The following is a 17899-nucleotide window of genomic DNA, read 5'->3' as shown; positions in this document are numbered from 1 at the left end:
TTTTCATGACCAAGATTGCTGTCCTTCAAATGACGTCTGGCATTGACCCAGAGGTCAATTTTGAGCGCATCCGCGCGGCGGCAAACGATGCGGCTGAGGGAGGAGCTGAGGTGCTTTTCACTCCCGAAATGTCGGTCCTGCTTGATCGGAACCGCAAGCGAGCGGCACCTTGGATCGAGAGCGTAAGCGCGGATGACATGATCGCGCGGCTTCAAGCATTAGCGGCTGAGAATCAGATCGACATCGCGCTTGGCTCCATGCCGATCACTTATGACGCCGCGCATTGGGCCAACCGTTCATTCTATTTTTCGGGGTCTGGCGATGGGGACGGGAAGGGCCCAATCAGCTACGACAAAATCCATATGTTCGATGTGGCCCTAAGCTCAGGAGAGAGCTGGCGGGAAAGCGCAGCGTATCATCCGGGGGATCGCATCGTTGTGGCGCGCGACACCCCGCTTGGCGATATGGGTCTCACCATCTGTTATGATCTACGGTTCCCGGCTTTGTTCGATGCCTTGGGGCAGGAGCGCTGCGACGTAATCGCGGTGCCTGCAGCCTTTACCGTTCCAACCGGCAAGGCGCATTGGCATGTCATGTTGAGGGCACGAGCAATTGAGGCTAGCGCCTATATTGTCGCCGCCGCGCAAGTCGGAACGCATGAGGACGGGCGCAGCACATATGGTCATTCTCTGGTGATTGATCCTTGGGGCGAGATATTGCTCGATATGGGCGGCGAAGAAGCCGGCCTTGGCTTTTGCGACGTCGATTTGAGCCGCATCGCAGAAGTGCGCGCGCAATTGCCAAGCCTGTACAATCGCAGAAAAATCACCAATTAGGCGATACCATGATTGTTTTTGATCTCTCCTGCGATGAAGGCCACACGTTTGAAGGGTGGTTTAGCTCTTCGGCGGATTACGCCGACCAGATCGCCCAGGGCCTTGTCACCTGCCCAATTTGCGGGAGTGAGGATGTGGTGAAGGCACCCATGGCTCCGGCTGTTCCGACTAAGGGCAATAGTCGCTCAGATGTTGTGGAAGGGCGCGTGGTAGAACACACGGCAAGCAGTTCAGCACAGCCAATTGCCAATACGCCAATGCCCAAAGAAGTGACGGAGGCGTTCGCTGCCTTGGCCAAAGCTCAAGCCAAAGCTCTGGAAAAGAGCGAGTGGGTGGGTGACAAGTTCGCCGACAAGGCTCGCTCAATGCACTATGGTGAGAGCGACGCTGCTCCGATACACGGACAGGCCACACGCGAGGAAGCAGAAGATCTGCTGGACGAGGGTGTCTCGGTTGCGCCTTTGATCGTGGCTGTTGCTCCGCCAGATGAACTCAATTGATTGCGCGCTTCTTCTGAGCTGCTAAACGCGCGAATTCGTCTTGCGATGACGGCGCGCCCGTAGCTCAGTCGGATAGAGCATCAGATTCCTAATCTGGGGGCCACAGGTTCGAATCCTGTCGGGCGCACCATACAAGGCCATCACCTCTGGAATGGTCTTTTATGGTTTGCCTTTGGCAGGGTTTGAAATCGGAATCGAGGCGTGGCCGAGATGAACGAGCGCCCGAGGCGCGAGGACAATCCTGTCGGGCGCACCAATTTTATCGATCAGGCAATGTGTCCCGTAGCTTTCGCCATATCGATCACGCCTTGCGCGAGCTCGGTAGGGCGATCTTCTTGAGAAAAATGCCCGCAATCGCTCAGCATATCGTGCGGCTGTCCGTCTGCGCCCTTAATGCGTGAGGCAAGGGCAGGGCCTGCAGCGCCAAGCACAGGATCATCTTTGCCGAACAGGGTCAGGAACGGCTTGTCGAAGGCCGAGAGCCCCACCCAAGCTGCCTTGTTCTCGGCGACACCTGGCGTGTCGTCCTCCACGGGGACCAATTGCGGGAACGCACGCGCGCCAGCCTTATACTCCTCGCTCGGGTAGGGCGCGTTATAGGCGGCGATCTCCTCTACGCTCCGGACGCTCTGAGTCGCGCGATCAATGATCGCGCCAATGTCAAACTCTGGCGAGCTTTTTGCAAATTCACGCCACGCAAGAAAAGCGGGCGTCGCGCCGCCACCGACGGGCAGAAAGGTGTTACTAGTAACAACGCAGGTGAAGAGATCAGGCTCTTCGCCAACCATGCGCAGCCCCAGCAAGCCGCCCCAATCCTGACAAAACAGAGCAGCGGGCCGCGGCTCGACTGCAGTGCGCCATTGTTTCAGCCAATCGACATGCCGCGCATATGTATAGAAGTTTTGGTCGTCCGGCTTATCGCTCTTACCAAAACCGATGAGGTCAGGCGCCAGCACGCGAAAGCCTCCATCGGCCAAAATCGGGATCATCTTGCGATAGAGAAATGACCAGCTTGGCTCGCCATGAAAGAGCAGGACAGGCGGGGCGGCTTTATCGCCCTCGTCCACATAGTGCATCCGGCCCGAATGCCCATCACCCAGATCGATATCGAGCCAGTTCTCCGCAAACGGATAGTCAGGAAGCGCAGCAAAACGTTCTGCCGGTGTGCGAAGTACTTTCATGTTCGTATTCTCCCGTTACGAGATGAGCTTCGCGCAGCCTTACAGACTTGTTACGAAAGAAGCACAAAAACCTGCGAGGTCGCTATTTCTGCGCGTGCTCCTCACGTGCCAGCTCATGTAGCCAATCTGCGTGGCGCGGCGCTTTCTTCGTCTCACTCCACTCATCCAGCATCAACGGCGCTACTCGCTTTAGTTCTGCATATTGCTCATCAGTGCCTATGTCGGCCGCCAGTTCGACGCGGTGACCATTGGGATCAAAGAAGTAGATCGACTTGAAAATGCCGTGATGCGTGGGGCCAAGCACATCAATGCCCTGCGCTTCAACATGGGCTTTCGCAGCGAGCAATTCATCCTCGCTGCCAACCCTGAACGCGAGATGCTGAACCCATTGCGGAGTGTTTTCGTCCCGGCCCATATCGGGCTGATTAGGAAGCTCAAAGAACGCCAGAATATTATCATTCCCGGCATCAAGGAAGACGTGCATATAGGGGTCATATTCACCCGTGGACGGCACGTGATCCTCAGCAAAGGCTGTGGTGTATTCCATTCCCATGACGCGTCCATACCACTCGACCGTCTCTTTCGCGTCTTTGCAGCGATAGGCCGCGTGGTGAACGCCGCCCAACTTTGGTGCGTTGGTCATTCTGCAGGCTCCGTCTTTTTCGTGTCGAGCACACCGCGCGCGACCTGATCACGCTCGATGCTTTCAAACAGAGCTTTGAAATTACCCTCGCCAAAGCCGTCATCACCTTTGCGTTGAATGAACTCGAAGAAGACCGGGCCAACTTGCGCCTCGGCAAAAATCTGAAGCAGCAAGCGCGGCTCGCCGCCTTCGGTTGTACCATCAAGCAGAATACCACGAGCCTTCAGCTCATTCTCGTCTTCACCGTGACCGGGCAGACGCTCGCTCAGCATATCATAATATGTCTCGGGCGGAGCGGTCATAAAGGGCACGCCGAAGTTCTTGAGCCGGTCCCAGCAGCCAACCAGATCATCGCAGATCAGCGCGATGTGCTGAATGCCTTCGCCGTTGAACTCGCGCAGGAACTCTTCGATCTGCCCTTTGCCTCCTTCACCTTCTTCATTGAGCGGGATCTTAATCTTGCCGTCGGGCGCGGTGAGCGCTTTGGAAGTGAGGCCAGTGTACTCCCCCTTGATGTCGAAGAAGCGGATTTCCTGAAAGTTGAAGAGCGTCTCGTAATAATCCGCCCAGTACTTCATCCGGCCAGTATAGACGTTGTGCGTAAGGTGATCGATCAGTTTGAAACCCGCACCCTCGGGGTGGCGTTCGACCCCAGGCAAATACTCAAAGTCGATGTCGTAAACCGATAGGCCATCGTCGCCCTCGTCAGCGTAGCGATCTACCAGATAAAGGATCGCGCCGCCAATCCCGCGAATAGCCGGAATGCGAAGCTCCATTGGGCCGGGATCATTTGCTACTGGCTCCGCGCCTTGAGCGATTAGATGGTCATAGGCTTTGACTGCATCACGAACACGGAAAGCCATGCCGCAAGCAGAAGGGCCGTGCTCGCGGGCGAAGTACCAAGCTGCTGAGCGGGGCTCATAATTGGCAATCAGATTGATGTCGCCCTGGCGCCAAAGTTGGACATCTTTAGACCGGTGGGTTGCGATGTGAGTGAAACCCATAGCCATGAATACAGGTTCGAGCTGACCTTTTTCAGGCGCGCAAAATTCCACAAATTCAAAGCCGTCGAGGCCTGCGGGATTATCAAACAGATCAGCCATGGAATCACTCTTTCAACAAACTGGTTACATTAGAAACTAAATAGCTCTTCGTGGCAAGTTGGTCAACCGAACGTTTGAGACTTTCCGCTGGTGTCAATTCTAAAGAAATAGCTTGCCTTGCGACCTTAACCATGATTCTGTCTAAATGATGTTTGCCGCTAACCTCTCAACCACTGACAAGCGCAAAGTTCGTTTCACAAACGGACTTGCGTTAGCGTTTTTATTGGTCATTGGCGGCATGGCTATTGCCGGCCCCGCGGGCTTGCTCGCTTGGAGCGAGAACTTGCGCCTACTAGATCAACGGGAGCAGCACTTGGCAGTTCTGCTCGAGGAGCGCGACGCGCTGAAGAACAAGGTTGACTTGCTTGATCCAGATAGCGCGGATCCTGATTTGGTGGACGAACTCTTGCGCAGCCAGCTTAACGTCCTTCATGCAGATGAAGTGGTCGTAAAGCTTAAGGACTAGGTCCTGCCTTGCGCCATTTTTTATTCGCAATTTCATTCTATTTCCACATCAAGCTAAGCTAGCATTGCCGCTAGGGAACCTTGCTTCTATAGCGAGCTTAATTTCTCTCCCCGGAAGATATAAGGACGCCTCTCTTGGCTAAATCCCCACGGACAAAGAAAAGCTCTTCAAAAGCGAACACGGCGGACAAATTCGCGCTGCACAGCCTGCAGGAGCGACATGAGAACTCGCCGCGCTTTGATGCCAGTGAAGAGCAATTGCTCGACTTCTACAAACAGATGCTGCTCATTCGCCGGTTCGAGGAAAAGGCGGGGCAGCTCTACGGCCTCGGCCTGATCGGCGGCTTTTGCCATTTGTACATCGGACAAGAAGCAGTCGCGATCGGCCTTCAGTCTGCACTCGATAATGATCGTGACAGCGTGATCACCGGTTACCGCGATCATGGCCATATGCTCGCCTATGGCATTGATCCCAAGGTGATCATGGCGGAGCTGACCGGGCGTCAGGCAGGAATTTCCAAGGGCAAGGGCGGCTCGATGCATATGTTCAGCACTGAGCATAAGTTTTACGGCGGCCACGGAATTGTCGGCGCCCAGGTGGCACTCGGTGGCGGGCTCGCGCTTGCGCATCAATATAATGAAGACGGCGGACTATGCCTTGCCTATTTTGGCGATGGCGCGGCCAACCAGGGCCAAGTCTATGAGACGTTTAACATGGCTGCCCTGTGGAATTTGCCGATCGTTTTCGTAGTTGAGAACAACCAATATGCCATGGGTACAGCCGTTACCCGCTCAAGCGCAGAAACCGAATTTCATCGCCGCGGCACTGCATTCCGAATCCCAGGCATGGATGTTGACGGCATGGATGTTCTGGCTGTCCGTCAGGCAGCCGAGATCGCATTCGCGCATGTTCGCGGCGGCAATGGTCCGGTTTTGATGGAATGCAACACTTATCGCTATCGCGGCCACTCGATGTCCGACCCGGCGAAATATCGCACACGCGAAGAAGTGCAGGATATGCGTCAGGAGAAAGACCCTATTGAGGGTTTGAAGAAAACTCTCATGGATGCTGGACAGACTGAGGATGCGCTAAAAGCTATTGATAAAGATATCCGTAAGCTCGTGAATGAGGCGGCTGACTTTGCTGAAAGCTCTCCAGAGCCGGAGCCGTCCGAACTCTACACCGACGTTCTGGTGGAGAACTACTGATGGCGATCGAACTGAAAATGCCTGCGCTGTCACCGACGATGGAGGAGGGCACTCTCGCTAAGTGGCTCAAGCAAGAAGGCGACACGGTCGAAGCCGGCGATATCATCGCAGAGATCGAGACCGACAAAGCGACGATGGAGTTTGAAGCCATCGATGATGGCACTTTAGAGAAGATCCTGATCGCTGAGGGTACTGAGAATGTCGCAGTCGGGACGGTAATTGCGACCATGGCGGGGGATGGGGAAGAAAGCGCGCCCGAGCCCGCGCCTAGCGCCCCTCCCGAACCGGTAGAGGCTGCTCCGGCTGTCGCATCCGCGCCTGAAAAGCCCAAATCCGAACCCAAAGCCGACCCGGCCATTCCCGCTGGCACCAATATGGCCACAGTAACCGTGCGCGAAGCATTACGCGATGCGATGGCAGAGGAAATGCGCCGGGACGAGCGTGTATTCGTGATGGGCGAAGAAGTTGCCGAATACCAAGGCGCTTATAAGGTAACGCAGGGACTGCTCGATGAGTTCGGCCCCAAGCGCGTGATTGACACACCGATTACAGAGTACGGTTTTGCTGGCATCGGTGCTGGCGCAGCGATGGGCGGACTGCGTCCGATTGTTGAGTTCATGACGTTCAACTTCGCGATGCAGGCGATTGACCACATCATCAACTCTGCCGCCAAGACCAATTACATGTCAGGTGGCCAGATGCGCTGCCCAATCGTGTTCCGCGGGCCAAACGGAGCCGCGAGCCGTGTGGGCGCGCAGCACAGCCAGAATTACGGCCCATGGTATGCCAGCGTGCCTGGCCTGATCGTGATTGCTCCTTATGACAGCGCAGATGCCAAGGGCTTGATGAAGGCCGCGATCCGCTGCGAGGACCCGGTTGTGTTCCTTGAGAACGAGCTGGTTTACGGGCGCAGCTTTGAACTTCCAGAACTCGACGATCACGTGCTGCCGATCGGCAAGGCGCGAATCATGCGCGAAGGTCAAGATGTGACGATTGTCTCCTACTCGATCGGCGTCGGACTGGCTTTGGAAGCGGCTGAAACATTAGTTAACAACGGCATTGATGCAGAGGTTATCGACCTTCGCACTTTGCGGCCGCTCGACACCGAAACCGTATTAAGATCGCTCGCCAAGACAAATCGTTTGGTCATCGCAGAGGAAGGCTGGCCCACCTGTTCCATCGCTTCTGAGGTGATTGCAGTGTGCATGGAACAAGGCTTTGATCACCTGGATGCACCGGTCATGCGCGTGTGCAATGAAGACGTACCGCTGCCTTATGCAGCCAATCTTGAAAAACTCGCGCTGATTGATGCGGACGCCATTGTCGAAGCAGCTAAGGCCGTTTGCTACAAGTCCTAGGTAACACTTCTTTAACTCTGTCGCTTAGGGGGGACTTAAACCCTTAGGCCATAAGACCCTGCGTAATTGTAGAAATCTACGCAGGACTTATTGATATGGTTAATTCTAGAGGCTTCCTCACGGAGCTTAGAAAATCGAAAGAGGCAAATGTGTTTCCGCTTACCGCGGCAGCAGTGTTTGTCCTTGCCGGCCTTGTTGGCGGCGGCGTCGATATGTCCCGAGCATACATGGTTCAAAACCGGTTGCAGAACGCCTGCGACTCAGCAGTCTTGGCTGGCCGCCGTGAGGTTGACACGAACGGGTTCGACACCGCTGCTCAGCAGGCAACAAACAACTATTTCAACGTCAATTTCCAAAACGAATCGGGCACGTCGGGCACCACATTCACGCCCACGACGCCAAACAATGGGCAAACGGTAAACGGCGCCGCTTCAACTAATCTCAATACTACGATCATGAACTTGTTCGGGTTTGAAGAGCTTCCACTTTCTGTCACCTGCACAGCGACCATGTCTGTCGGCAACAGCGATGTCATTATGGTACTAGATACCACAGGTTCAATGGATTGGGACATTGCGGGCAACACTACAACTAACGATGCTGATCGGCGTATCACTGCTCTACGTGGGGCAATGCAATCGTTTTACACGACGCTAGACAACGCTACCGCTGGCACAGCTGCGCGAATCCGTTATGGATTTGTACCATATTCTCAAACGGTCAATGTTGGTCATCTGCTTCAACCGACCTGGCTTGCAGATGAAGTGACCATTCAATCTCGGGAGCCAGACTTTAACGAGACAGAAGTCACTACTGGTGAGGTCGCGTCCTACCTTCCGCCGGTGACAACGACAGACACAACGAGCGAAAACTTCGAAAGCGGGGACTGGTATATTGTCAGTGGTTCTTACCGAAATAAGAACCAGTGTAGAGCTCAGCAACCTGCCGATACCAGTTGGCAGAATAATGGCGGCGTTACCAACAGTTCGGACACGTTCATTGATGCCGGCCAAAATCGGATTACTCTGGAAACTCGTGTGCGGCCTCAGAGACGAACCGATTTCACATGTGAAAGGCGAGGAAGACAGGATTGGAACGTTGTCGGGCGGACACAAACTCGTGATCGCGTTGAAACGACTACGACAACGGAAGCACCGGTATTCGTAACTACTACTATCCAGACGTTCGATCATTGGGATTATCGGGAGCGCGAGGACATCGATGTGTCCGCTTACAAAACCGGTAGCGCGATTACTTTTCAGAATGCCGATGAGGACGCTTCTCTCGGCATCGAAAATGGCGACCCAGAGTCCTACACATGGGCTGGGTGTATCGAAGAGCGCAGCTCTGTCGTTACGGACACTATTAGCTATAATACACTGATTGGCCTTCAGCCGTCTGGCTTGAACGATGTCGCGATTGACCTTGTGCCAACCACTGAAGAGACACGTTGGAAGCCACTTCTCGAAGAGATGTCATACTTCCGTGTTACCAGTGATGGGCGATTCATCACTAGGGCAGACGAAACGGAGCGTGGTCAAAAATCATTCGCGACGTGCCCGGCGCAAAGCCAATTGCTCAGCACGATGACTCAGGCTCAATTCGACAATGTGGTCAACTCTCTCGATCCACGAGGTGGCACCTATCACTCGATTGGGATGATCTGGGGAACTCGCCTGGCATCTCCGCAAGGCTTGTTCGCATCAAACGTAAACCAAACTCCGCCCAACGGAGGTAATGTCGCACGGCACATTATCTTCATGACGGATGGTGTGATGGACACGAGTATTGTCAGTCACTCGGCATGGGGTGTTGAGCTATATGACCAGCGCATCACGGATGACGGCATCAACGATCGTAACGAGAGGCACTTCGAACGTTTCCAAGCGGCATGCCAAATCGCGCGCTCCAAAGGCATTCGTGTTTGGGTGGTTGCATTTGCTACTACTCTGACAACGGAGCTCGAACAGTGCGCCTCGACCGACAGCTCATTTACCGCTGCCACTTCGGCGCAGCTTGAGACAGCATTTCAAGAAATCGCCAGAAACGTTGGAGAACTGCGGGTGACACAATGATGACTTTGTTCGAGCGTCAAAGCGAGCGGGCTAGCGCCTTTGCTAAGAGGTTAGTCAAAGACGAAGGCGGGGCTACCATTATGGAGTTCGGACTCGTTTCGGTCGTGTTCATCACCATGATGATGGGCATGTTCGACATCGGGCAGATGACCTACACACAGGCTGTTCTAAACGGTGCAGTTCAAGAGGCCGCGCGTACTTCGACTTTGGAGACTGGCGATGCGGCGGCAGCTGACGCGCGCCTGTTGGAGTTGGTCAGCAGAGTTGCTCCCGGGGCGACGATCAGCACCGAGCGTAAGAGCTATTTTGACTTTCCCAACGTTGAGCGTGCGGAGCCATATGGTGACACAGACGGAGATGGTCTGTGCAACAATGGAGAGCTTTACACCGATGAAAACAACAATGGCTCGTGGGACGAAGATGTGGGCGTGCAGGGCAATGGTCAGGCCAGCGACGTTGTGATCTACCGTGTTGAGATGGAGTATGAACCGCTTTTCCCGATCCCGTTCAGTTCCGAGGCTAGTTCGACGCGAAAACTGTCTTCCGTCGCAGTGAAGAGGAACCAGCCCTTTGCTCAACAAGTTGGGCCGGGGAACAGCACAGGAGTTTGCACATGATCAATCGGCTCAAGCGGTTTTCATCGGCGCTCCTGCGCGATGAAGGCGGAGTTTCGCTTACCGAATTTGCGGTGGTTGCGCCCGTTTTCATCACGATGGGCCTGTTCGGTCTCGAAGTGTCACATATTGCTACAACAAAGATGAAGGTCAGCCAGATCGCACTTTCGTTAGCAGATAATGCCTCTCGTCTCGGACAGAATGATAACTCAGCAATTATTCCAACTATCTCGGAGGACGACGTTGACGCCGTGCTCGAAGGTGCGCTCATTCAGGGGCGAAGTGTAAACCTTGAGACTAATGCGCGGGTAATCTTGAGCAGCCTCGAGGTTGACCCTCCGACTGGCAGGCAGTTTATCCATTGGCAAAGATGTATTGGTGAGCTCGACAGAGACAGCGCTTACGGCGACGACGACACCAATAACGGCCTGAGCGGATCGACGATTGCTGGAATGGGCAACGGTGCAAACTTGGTAACTGCACCGGCTGGTTCGGCTGTCATGTACGTCGAAATACACTATGAGTACGATAGTATCATCCCGAACCCATACGTCGAAGATATGGGATTTCGCGAGGAAGCCGCGTTCTTGGTACGCGACGACCGGACCCTGCAGGACTCGACTGACCCTGGCCTTGTCGGGACACCGCAGAATGATTGCTCCACTTAGGACGAATATTCGAGCGCAACACATCGGACCAGATCGTATTGTGGATTGACGCGAGCATTGCTGCTTGTGAAACCGCGAGACGATGGGCACTACCGTAACTGAGATTCCTGAGGCGCAAAGACTATCGCTAGCTCATGCGCCCGCTGGTCACCGGGGCCAGTGGCTAGCATTCTTCAGCCTTGACCACGCACTCGGACGCATTGTCGCGGGGACCAGCGAGGCGATCCTCGGGCAAATGCGTCTAGCATGGTGGCGCGACCAATTGGGCGCGCCGATTGAGACACGCCCAAAAGGCAATCCGATTCTCTCCAACATTTCTGAATTTTGGGCGGGTTATGAAAAACCCCTCATCGAACTCGTCGACAGTTGGGAGTTGTTGCTCGTCACCGATGTGATGGACGACGGCGCTCTAGAGAGCTTTGCACAAGGACGAGTTGCGCCATTTAAGGCGCTTGCCAAGCGCGCAAACTCGGCTTGTCACAAAAGCCTAATCGCGAATGCTGCAAGGTGCTGGGCGCTCACTGACCTCTCGCTACATTTGAGCGACACTGACGGGCGCAAAAACGTCCAGCGACTGGTCAAGGAGCATACGCAAGTTAACGGGGCGCTTGATCGCTCAATGCGTCCGCTAACTATACTAGAAGGTCTCTCAGTACGCGCACTTAAACAGGGGCGTACAAGTCTTGTTGGTGATCGTTTATCCCCGTTATTTGCGCTAAGACTTGGAATATTTGGGCGATAGCCTATTCTATCGTCCTACTGCCTAAAGGGGGGCTGATCATGAGCCGAATTGCGTTGGGCGCCTTTGGCACAATTACATTGCTGAGCGTCGGTTTGTTCTGGTGGCAGGGCAGGGCCGAAGTAGAGCGAGGAGCACCTCCTCCAGAGCCTCTACCGGTCCAAGTGGCTGCTGAAGATGGAGAGCCCAGCCTGCCTATTGCGGAAACAGTGGACTTGCGCGGACCTGCGCCGCCTGAAGCAAGCGAGCTGTCGAAAGAGCAACGCCGCTTCTTCCGCTATGATCGCAATCGCAATTGGAAAATTAGCCGAGCTGAAATGCTCTCAAGCCGGACAGACGCTTTCAGGAAGCTCGATACCGACGGCAACAATCTGCTGACGTTTGAAGAATGGGCAGTCGCCACCGCAAACCGCTTTGACGGCGCAGATGCTAATGGCGACCGCGAGTTAACCCCAAGCGAATTTGCCACCACCCGGCCAAAACCGCGTAAAAAACCGGCCTGCCGCTGCTAAGCAGGTTCGAGTTCAAGCTGTGAAAGCCAATCAGCAAGATCACTTTTGGCACGCTGTGTATAGGCTTCTTTGCGCTGCTTCTTGTGGACGTCATGTAGCGGGGGAAAAAGCCCGAAATTGACGTTCATGGGCTGATAATTCTCTGCATCTGCGTCGCCGGTAATGTGCGAAAGAAGCGCGCCAAACGCCGATGTTGCAGGCGGCGAGGTCCAATCTCTTCCAGCAAATTCAGCTGCGGCCATTGTGCCTGCCATCAGGCCAATCGCCGCGCTCTCCACATAGCCTTCGCAGCCTGTAATCTGCCCAGCGAAGCGGATGTGCTCACCGCCTTTGAGCCGCAGCTGGCGGTCTAACACCAGAGGTGAGTTGATGAAGGTGTTACGATGCAGGCCTCCTAGCCTCGCAAATTCGGCATTCTCAAGCCCCGGAATTGTCCGGAATAGCTCAACCTGCGCGCCATATTTCATCTTGGTCTGAAATCCGACCATGTTCCAAAGCGTGCCAAGTTTGTTGTCCTGGCGCAGCTGCACCACGGCGTAAGGCCATCGCCCCTGAGGAAATTCAGGCGTAGTGTCGCGCGGATTGTCGAGCCCCACCGGCTTCATCGGGCCGAACCGCAAGGTATCAACCCCTCGAGAGGCCATCACTTCAACCGGCATGCACCCATCAAAATATGGAGTGTCGGCTTCCCACTCTTTGAACTCGGTCTTCTCACCATCTATCAACCCTTGATGGAACGCGAGATATTGCTCCTTCGTCATAGGGCAATTGATGTAATCGCCCTCTTCATTGGAGGCTTCGGTTCGCTTGTTCCAGCGCGATTGAATCCAGCAGATGTCCATATCAATGCTGTCGCGGTGGACGATTGGCGCGATAGCATCGAAGAAGGCAAGGCGGTCTTGGCCCGTCGCCTGCACAATGCTCTGGGCGAGCGATTGGGCGGTTAATGGGCCTGTGGCGACAATCGTCAGGCCAGCTTCTGGTAGAGTATCAACACGCTCGCGGACGACCTCAACATTGGGATGCTCAGCTAGCGCTTTTTCCACCTCGGCTGAGAACACATCGCGGTCAACAGCCATTGCGCTACCAGCGGGCACACGGGCCATTTCGCCTGCGCGCATAACGATGGAGTCCATTTCACGCATCTCGTAATGCAACAGGCCAACCGCGTTTTTGGTGTCATCGTCAGATCGAAAACTGTTAGAGCAGACCAGCTCAGCCAAGCCATCCGTCTGGTGCGCGGGCGTTTGTTCGCCGCCTCTATCCGCAGGTGCGCCGCGCATCTCGGAAAGGCGCACTGAAACGCCACGACGCGCCAGCTGCCAAGCCGCTTCGCTTCCGGCGAGACCGCCGCCGATGATATGTACGTCATGAGCCATGCGCGCCCGATTAGTCGGCTTTGCTCGCGCGGGCAATGGTGGCTATAACACCAGACAAGGGGAAAACATCATTCCAAAACGCGCACTTGTTAATCACCGCCCATGGCTGTTTGGCGCAATGGTCGCCGCACTTGCATTCTATCTGCTGCAAGATAGCGCAGTGGGCGGCTTATGGTTGATCCTGCTCAAAGGCTCAGCCGTTTCAATGCTTGCCCTTTATGCGCTACGCAGGGGGCCTGGGCCCGATGCGAAACTACTGGCCGGGGCTCTAGCCCTTGCAGCCGTCGGCGATATGGCGATCGAGATTGCCTTTGAGGCTGGCGGCATCGCATTCTTCTTCGCGCATTTGGTGGCAATCACTTTGTTTCTCAAATTCCCGCGCGCGCATCCCTCCGCAAGCCAGAAGTTGCTGGCAGTGATCGTCCTCATTTTGACGCCAATATTAGGCTGGCTGCTTTCGAGCAGCTGGCAAGCCGCCCTTTACGGCGTTTCGCTAGGCGGAATGGCAGCAGCTGCCTGGATGAGCCGCTTCCCCCGCTACAGGGTTGGGGCGGGGGCTATGCTGTTCTTGGCCTCTGACATGCTCATATTCGTGCAAGTTGGCACAGATGGACTAGCCGCTAATGCTCTGGGCGGGATGGCCGAACTTGCGATCTGGCCGCTCTATTTCCTCGGCCAGTTCTTGATCGCAACCGGCGTTGTGCAAACGCTTCGACATGAACTCGCGGAAGAAGACGACTAAGCTGCTTCGTCTTGCCATGCCTTGATCGTGGTGCGGTGCAGCTCTCGCCGATGTCCTTCATATCCTCCGGTCGCCTTGTGCAGCACAGATCGATTATCCCAGATCACGAGCATGTCCGGCTCCCAGACATGGCGATAGACGAACTCGTCTCGCGTCTGCCATTGGGTCAGCTCTGACAGCAGAGCAATCGCTTCGGGTTGCTCCATTCCCTCGATGCCAATGATGTAACCGAGCGTGGAGAACAGCGCCTCCTCACCAGTCTCGGGATGTGGCTGAACAAGGGCATGGGCCTCGACCTTGTTTGCGCTTTCGTCAGGCCTGATCGCCATCGAACGTCCGGCGTCATCATCGCCATATGCCCCATCAGGAGCATAGGCGAGCTTTGCGCTGTGCAAAGCAGTCAGGGTTCGCAGATACGCTTTCCGTTCGTCAGGGAGGGCAGCAAAGGCCGCGATTTGATTGGCGAACAGCGTGTCACCACCACTTGGCGGGACATCGATCGCCAACAAGCACGTCCCGGCTGGTGGACGTTCCAAGAAGGTCCAGTCGCTATGCCAGTTTTCAGCGAACAGCGGCGAAGTTTCGTCCGCTTCACGCAGGATCGCCGCAATATTTTGACGCCCGTCGATAGGATCAAAGAATGGGTCTTCGCCAAATCCGCCCATCGCCAAGGTGAAGCGTTCCAGCGCGTCATCATCCATCGAAGACTGCTCAGAAAAAGCGAGGACACGGTGCTTTAACCATGCGGTGCGTATTTCCGCGACGAACGCGGGATCAAGCGTTGCGGACAGATCAATGCCGCGAACTCTAGCGCCGCATGCCTGACCGCTGGGCTCAACCCTCAGCGTCATCCACCAGGCTCGTCTTCGATGTTCTTGTCGGAATGGGCGGTCGTGTCAGGAGTGGTTTCGTCTCCGCCACCTTTGCGTTCAACCATCTCTTCAACAACGGCCTCTTCAGCCTCATTTTCCGGCTCTTCGGTTTCATCAATCCGAACGGCACTGACGATCTTCTCGTTCTTGGCGACATCAAACAGGCGCACGCCCGAGCTAGCACGCCCAATCACGCGCAGACTTTCTAGCCCGATACGGATAAGCTTGGCTTGATCTGTCACCAGCATCAATTGATCGCTTTGGGTGGCAGTGAAGCTCGCAACAACGCGGCCATTACGCTTGATGTTGTCGATATTGGTGATGCCCATGCCGCCGCGTCCAGCGCGCCTGTATTCATAGGCTGATGACAGCTTACCATAGCCATTCTCGCAGACGGTCAGAATGAACTGCTCTGCCTCGGCCATTTCCGCATGTTCGCTCGAAAGCTCTGGCGCATCGTCTTCCGCCTTCCACGGGGCAAGCTTGAGGTAAGCGTCGCGCTCATCCGGCGTTGCAGTGCCACCATGAAGGATCGAAAGGGAAACAACCTCGTCGCCAGCTTCCTTAAACTTCATACCCCGCACACCGGTGGAGGTTCGCGACACAAACTCACGAACATCCTCGCCTGAGAAACGGATCGCTTTGCCCATCCGCGTAGCAAGCAGCACGTCATCCCCACTTTCAAGCAGCGCAACACCGATTAACTTGTCATCGCTCTCCTCGGCAAACTTCATCGCGAATTTGCCATTGCTTGGAATGTTGGTGAAGGCATCCATGCTGTTGCGGCGCACATTGCCCTCAGCCGTGGCGAACACAACGGTCAGAGCGCCCCACGCATCTTCATCCTCCGGCAGCGGCAGAACCGTGCGGATTGTTTCTCCGTCATCCAATGACGGCAGCAAATTGATGATCGGACGTCCGCGCGTTTGCGGGCCGCCCTCAGGCAATTTCCACACTTTCATGCGGTAGACCTTGCCATTGGTGGTGAAGAACAAGACAGGGTTGTGCGTCGATGTGACAAACATCTCCCGCACGGCATCCTCATCTTTTGTCGCCATACCCGCACGGCCTTTACCGCCGCGATTCTGCGCACGGAAGGTCGAGAGCGGGGTACGCTTAATGTAGCCGTCATGGGTAACCGTGACGACCATCTCATCACGCTCGATCAAATCTTCGTCTTCGAGACCATCCCAAGCTGGCGCAATTTCGGTCACACGCGGAGTTGCGTATGTCGAGCGGATCTCGGTCAGCTCATCACGCATTACGCCGTAGAGTTTCAAACGATCTGACAGAATTGAGAGATATTCTTCAATTGCAACCGCAAGCTCTTTAAGTTCGTCGCCAATTTCATCGCGGCCAAGACCGGTGAGACGATGGAGACGCAGATCGAGGATCGCCTTAACTTGCCGCTCGGAGAGGCGGTAAGTTCCGCCTTCCTGCTCAGCGTTGGGTTCGATCGCTTCGATCAATTGAATGTACTTAGCGATGTCGCCAATGGACCATTCCCGCGCGAGCAGTTTCGCCCGCGCTTCGGCCGGGTTGGCAGCGCCCCGAATAATCGCGACAACTTCATCCAGGTTAGAGACGGCAACCACCAGACCGAGCAAAACGTGCGCGCGCTCGCGCACTTTGTTGAGCTCAAACTTGGTACGCCGGGTGATAACCTCTTCGCGAAACGCGATGAAACTCTGAATGATATCGCGCAGAGTAAGCGTCTCTGGCCTTCCGCCGCGAATGGCGAGCATATTGGCAGGGAAGCTTGATTGCGCAGGGGTGTGACGCCAAATCTGGTTCAGCACCACCTCTGCGGTCGCATCGCGCTTGAGATCAATAACAACCCGCACGCCCGCGCGCGAACTTTCGTCGCGAATGTCGGAAATCCCCTCAATGCGCTTTTCCTTGGCCGCATCGGCGATCTTCTCGACCAGCCCTGCTTTACCAACTTGGAAAGGAATTGAGGTGAGAACAATGCTCTCACGGTCGCCGCGCTTGGTCTCGATCTCATGCCGAGCGCGCATCATGATCGATCCGCGTCCTGTCGTGTAAGCCGCCTTCGCGCCCGACTGACCAAGGATCAGCGGGGCAGTGGGGAAATCTGGCCCAGGGATGATCTCGAAGAGCTCTTCACTAGTGATCCCAGGGTTGTCCATATAGGCGAAACAGCCGTCGATTACCTCGCCAAGGTTGTGCGGCGGAATATTGGTCGCCATGCCGACCGCGATGCCGCCAGCTCCATTGACCAACAGATTTGGGAAGCGCGCCGGCAGAACCGACGGTTCCTGAATCCGGCCATCATAATTGTCGACGAAATCGACCGTGTTCTTGTCGAGATCATCCAGCAGTGTGTTGGCAACTCTGGCCAGCTTAGCCTCGGTATAGCGCATGGAGGCGGGTGGATCGGGATCCATCGAGCCGAAGTTGCCCTGACCATCGACCAAGGGCACGCGTAGCGACCAATCCTGCGTCATTCGAGCAAGCGCGTCGTAAATCGCGCTGTCGCCATGCGGGTGATAGTCGCCCATCACATCGCCCACGATCTTCGCGCTTTTCACGTAAGGACGCCCGGCTACGAAATTGCCTTGCTTACTGGCGAACAAAATGCGGCGATGAACCGGTTTCAGGCCGTCGCGCACGTCGGGGAGGGCACGGCTCACGATCACGCTCATCGCGTAATCGAGATAGCTCGTTTTCATCTCATCGACGATGTCGATGCGGGTGAATTCATCGCCGCGAGGTGTCGGGGTTTCGATCAGGTCAGTATCGTCGCTCAAAATTTTACAACTTTTTAATTGAGGCTCGCGCCCATCCGTCATTCAACGTTACGGAAAAATCGCTCGTGACGCCATGCAAAGAGCGAAATAGCAGGGCAAATCGGGTGCGTTTTCCACACATGGTTTGCGCGATGTGGAACGTATCAGACTGAAACACGTTCCATCGATATTCAAAGCCCGTTCAGCCCGTATAATGTAGGAATATTTGCAATATTGAGCTGTCGAGGCCATT

At 55.3% G+C, this 17899-nt stretch carries 17 protein-coding genes and 1 tRNA gene; 12 read left to right on the top strand and 6 right to left on the bottom strand.

Annotated elements, in window-relative coordinates; genetic code table 11:
- Positions 1 to 5: 5 nt before the first annotated feature.
- The 3 genes from ACFCXQ_RS10960 (at position 6) to ACFCXQ_RS10950 (ending at position 1466) form a co-directional block, all read left to right on the top strand.
- Positions 6 to 836: a carbon-nitrogen hydrolase family protein gene (locus tag ACFCXQ_RS10960; RefSeq protein ID WP_379550523.1), complete on the top strand. Its 831-nt coding sequence runs from the start codon at positions 6 to 8 to the stop codon at positions 834 to 836.
- Positions 837 to 844: 8 nt separating this feature from the next.
- Positions 845 to 1336 carry a DUF1178 family protein gene (locus ACFCXQ_RS10955; protein WP_379550521.1) on the top strand — a complete coding sequence of 164 codons (492 nt, stop codon included), beginning with the start codon at positions 845 to 847 and terminating at the stop codon, positions 1334 to 1336.
- A 53-nt stretch (positions 1337 to 1389) separates the two neighbouring features.
- Positions 1390 to 1466 (top strand) — tRNA-Arg (locus ACFCXQ_RS10950).
- Between the two features lie 136 nt (positions 1467 to 1602).
- Here the strand turns inward: ACFCXQ_RS10950 and ACFCXQ_RS10945 are convergent.
- From ACFCXQ_RS10945 to hppD, 3 genes are all read right to left on the bottom strand, one after another.
- Positions 1603 to 2517 carry a haloalkane dehalogenase gene (locus ACFCXQ_RS10945; RefSeq protein ID WP_379550520.1) on the bottom strand — a complete coding sequence of 305 codons (915 nt, stop codon included), beginning with the start codon at positions 2515 to 2517 and terminating at the stop codon, positions 1603 to 1605.
- 82 nt (positions 2518 to 2599) lie between these two features.
- Entirely contained in the window at positions 2600 to 3160 is a 561-nt protein-coding gene (locus tag ACFCXQ_RS10940; protein ID WP_379550518.1) for a VOC family protein, read from the bottom strand.
- Complete coding sequence (hppD, locus tag ACFCXQ_RS10935; protein ID WP_379550516.1) at positions 3157 to 4263, bottom strand: 4-hydroxyphenylpyruvate dioxygenase; 1107 nt, start codon at positions 4261 to 4263, stop codon at positions 3157 to 3159. The genes ACFCXQ_RS10940 and hppD overlap by 4 nt, the downstream gene beginning before the upstream one ends.
- Before the next feature lie 145 nt (positions 4264 to 4408).
- On the opposite strand from hppD, the gene ACFCXQ_RS10930 reads away from it, so the two are divergent.
- The 8 genes from ACFCXQ_RS10930 (at position 4409) to ACFCXQ_RS10895 (ending at position 11903) form a co-directional block, all read left to right on the top strand.
- A complete protein-coding gene (locus ACFCXQ_RS10930) occupies positions 4409 to 4729 on the top strand; it encodes an FtsB family cell division protein (RefSeq protein ID WP_379550514.1) in 321 nt (106 codons plus the stop codon).
- A 134-nt stretch (positions 4730 to 4863) separates the two neighbouring features.
- Positions 4864 to 5937, top strand: a complete 1074-nt coding sequence (gene pdhA / locus ACFCXQ_RS10925) for a pyruvate dehydrogenase (acetyl-transferring) E1 component subunit alpha (protein WP_379550512.1) — start codon at positions 4864 to 4866, stop codon at positions 5935 to 5937.
- Positions 5937 to 7295: a pyruvate dehydrogenase complex E1 component subunit beta gene (locus ACFCXQ_RS10920; RefSeq protein WP_379550511.1), complete on the top strand. Its 1359-nt coding sequence runs from the start codon at positions 5937 to 5939 to the stop codon at positions 7293 to 7295. Before pdhA ends, ACFCXQ_RS10920 begins: the two co-directional genes overlap by 1 nt.
- Before the next feature lie 95 nt (positions 7296 to 7390).
- Positions 7391 to 9370 (top strand): pilus assembly protein TadG-related protein, encoded by a 1980-nt coding sequence (locus tag ACFCXQ_RS10915; protein ID WP_379550509.1) that lies wholly within the window; start codon positions 7391 to 7393, stop codon positions 9368 to 9370.
- Complete coding sequence (locus ACFCXQ_RS10910) at positions 9367 to 9987, top strand: TadE/TadG family type IV pilus assembly protein (RefSeq protein ID WP_379550507.1); 621 nt, start codon at positions 9367 to 9369, stop codon at positions 9985 to 9987. Before ACFCXQ_RS10915 ends, ACFCXQ_RS10910 begins: the two co-directional genes overlap by 4 nt.
- Positions 9984 to 10652, top strand: coding sequence for a TadE/TadG family type IV pilus assembly protein (locus ACFCXQ_RS10905; protein WP_379550506.1), 669 nt, complete (start codon positions 9984 to 9986; stop codon positions 10650 to 10652). Before ACFCXQ_RS10910 ends, ACFCXQ_RS10905 begins: the two co-directional genes overlap by 4 nt.
- A gap of 82 nt (positions 10653 to 10734) precedes the next feature.
- Complete coding sequence (locus ACFCXQ_RS10900; RefSeq protein WP_379550504.1) at positions 10735 to 11394, top strand: hypothetical protein; 660 nt, start codon at positions 10735 to 10737, stop codon at positions 11392 to 11394.
- Positions 11395 to 11432: 38 nt separating this feature from the next.
- Positions 11433 to 11903, top strand: a complete 471-nt coding sequence (locus ACFCXQ_RS10895; RefSeq protein WP_379550502.1) for a hypothetical protein — start codon at positions 11433 to 11435, stop codon at positions 11901 to 11903.
- Here ACFCXQ_RS10895 and trmFO read toward each other — a convergent pair.
- The gene (gene trmFO, locus ACFCXQ_RS10890) at positions 11900 to 13282 is read right to left on the bottom strand and encodes a methylenetetrahydrofolate--tRNA-(uracil(54)-C(5))-methyltransferase (FADH(2)-oxidizing) TrmFO (protein WP_379550501.1); all 1383 of its coding nucleotides are present in this window, start codon (positions 13280 to 13282) and stop codon (positions 11900 to 11902) included. The genes ACFCXQ_RS10895 and trmFO overlap by 4 nt on opposite strands.
- Between trmFO and ACFCXQ_RS10885 the strand changes: the two genes are divergently transcribed.
- Positions 13281 to 14024 (top strand): lysoplasmalogenase family protein, encoded by a 744-nt coding sequence (locus tag ACFCXQ_RS10885; RefSeq protein WP_379550499.1) that lies wholly within the window; start codon positions 13281 to 13283, stop codon positions 14022 to 14024. The genes trmFO and ACFCXQ_RS10885 overlap by 2 nt on opposite strands.
- Here ACFCXQ_RS10885 and ACFCXQ_RS10880 read toward each other — a convergent pair.
- Entirely contained in the window at positions 14021 to 14875 is an 855-nt protein-coding gene (locus ACFCXQ_RS10880) for a TauD/TfdA dioxygenase family protein (RefSeq protein WP_379550497.1), read from the bottom strand. The two genes, ACFCXQ_RS10885 and ACFCXQ_RS10880, sit on opposite strands and share 4 nt — an antisense overlap.
- On the bottom strand, positions 14872 to 17667 hold the full coding sequence (gyrA, locus tag ACFCXQ_RS10875) for a DNA gyrase subunit A (protein WP_379550496.1): 2796 nt from the start codon (positions 17665 to 17667) through the stop codon (positions 14872 to 14874). The genes ACFCXQ_RS10880 and gyrA overlap by 4 nt, the downstream gene beginning before the upstream one ends.
- Positions 17668 to 17899: the final 232 nt, after the last annotated feature.

The organism is Qipengyuania rhodophyticola, from assembly GCF_042493225.1.
GTDB lineage: Bacteria > Pseudomonadota > Alphaproteobacteria > Sphingomonadales > Sphingomonadaceae > Erythrobacter.
Note: the sequence above shows the minus strand (reverse complement) of the source record. Positions and strands in the feature narration are given on the sequence as shown.

Bases quoted from the DNA above. Each gene is read 5' to 3' on its own strand.
- ACFCXQ_RS10930 (WP_379550514.1), top strand. From the start codon at position 4,409: ATGATGTTTGCCGCTAACCTCTCAACCACTGACAAGCGCAAAGTTCGT.
- trmFO (WP_379550501.1), bottom strand. From the start codon at position 13,282: ATGGCTCATGACGTACATATCATCGGCGGCGGTCTCGCCGGAAGCGAA.
- ACFCXQ_RS10885 (WP_379550499.1), top strand. From the start codon at position 13,281: ATGCGCGCCCGATTAGTCGGCTTTGCTCGCGCGGGCAATGGTGGCTAT.
- ACFCXQ_RS10895 (WP_379550502.1), top strand. From the start codon at position 11,433: ATGAGCCGAATTGCGTTGGGCGCCTTTGGCACAATTACATTGCTGAGC.
- ACFCXQ_RS10900 (WP_379550504.1), top strand. From the start codon at position 10,735: ATGGGCACTACCGTAACTGAGATTCCTGAGGCGCAAAGACTATCGCTA.
- ACFCXQ_RS10920 (WP_379550511.1), top strand. From the start codon at position 5,937: ATGGCGATCGAACTGAAAATGCCTGCGCTGTCACCGACGATGGAGGAG.
- ACFCXQ_RS10910 (WP_379550507.1), top strand. From the start codon at position 9,367: ATGATGACTTTGTTCGAGCGTCAAAGCGAGCGGGCTAGCGCCTTTGCT.
- ACFCXQ_RS10915 (WP_379550509.1), top strand. From the start codon at position 7,391: ATGGTTAATTCTAGAGGCTTCCTCACGGAGCTTAGAAAATCGAAAGAG.
- ACFCXQ_RS10955 (WP_379550521.1), top strand. From the start codon at position 845: ATGATTGTTTTTGATCTCTCCTGCGATGAAGGCCACACGTTTGAAGGG.
- ACFCXQ_RS10945 (WP_379550520.1), bottom strand. From the start codon at position 2,517: ATGAAAGTACTTCGCACACCGGCAGAACGTTTTGCTGCGCTTCCTGAC.
- ACFCXQ_RS10960 (WP_379550523.1), top strand. From the start codon at position 6: ATGACCAAGATTGCTGTCCTTCAAATGACGTCTGGCATTGACCCAGAG.
- ACFCXQ_RS10940 (WP_379550518.1), bottom strand. From the start codon at position 3,160: ATGACCAACGCACCAAAGTTGGGCGGCGTTCACCACGCGGCCTATCGC.
- hppD (WP_379550516.1), bottom strand. From the start codon at position 4,263: ATGGCTGATCTGTTTGATAATCCCGCAGGCCTCGACGGCTTTGAATTT.
- ACFCXQ_RS10880 (WP_379550497.1), bottom strand. From the start codon at position 14,875: ATGACGCTGAGGGTTGAGCCCAGCGGTCAGGCATGCGGCGCTAGAGTT.
- ACFCXQ_RS10905 (WP_379550506.1), top strand. From the start codon at position 9,984: ATGATCAATCGGCTCAAGCGGTTTTCATCGGCGCTCCTGCGCGATGAA.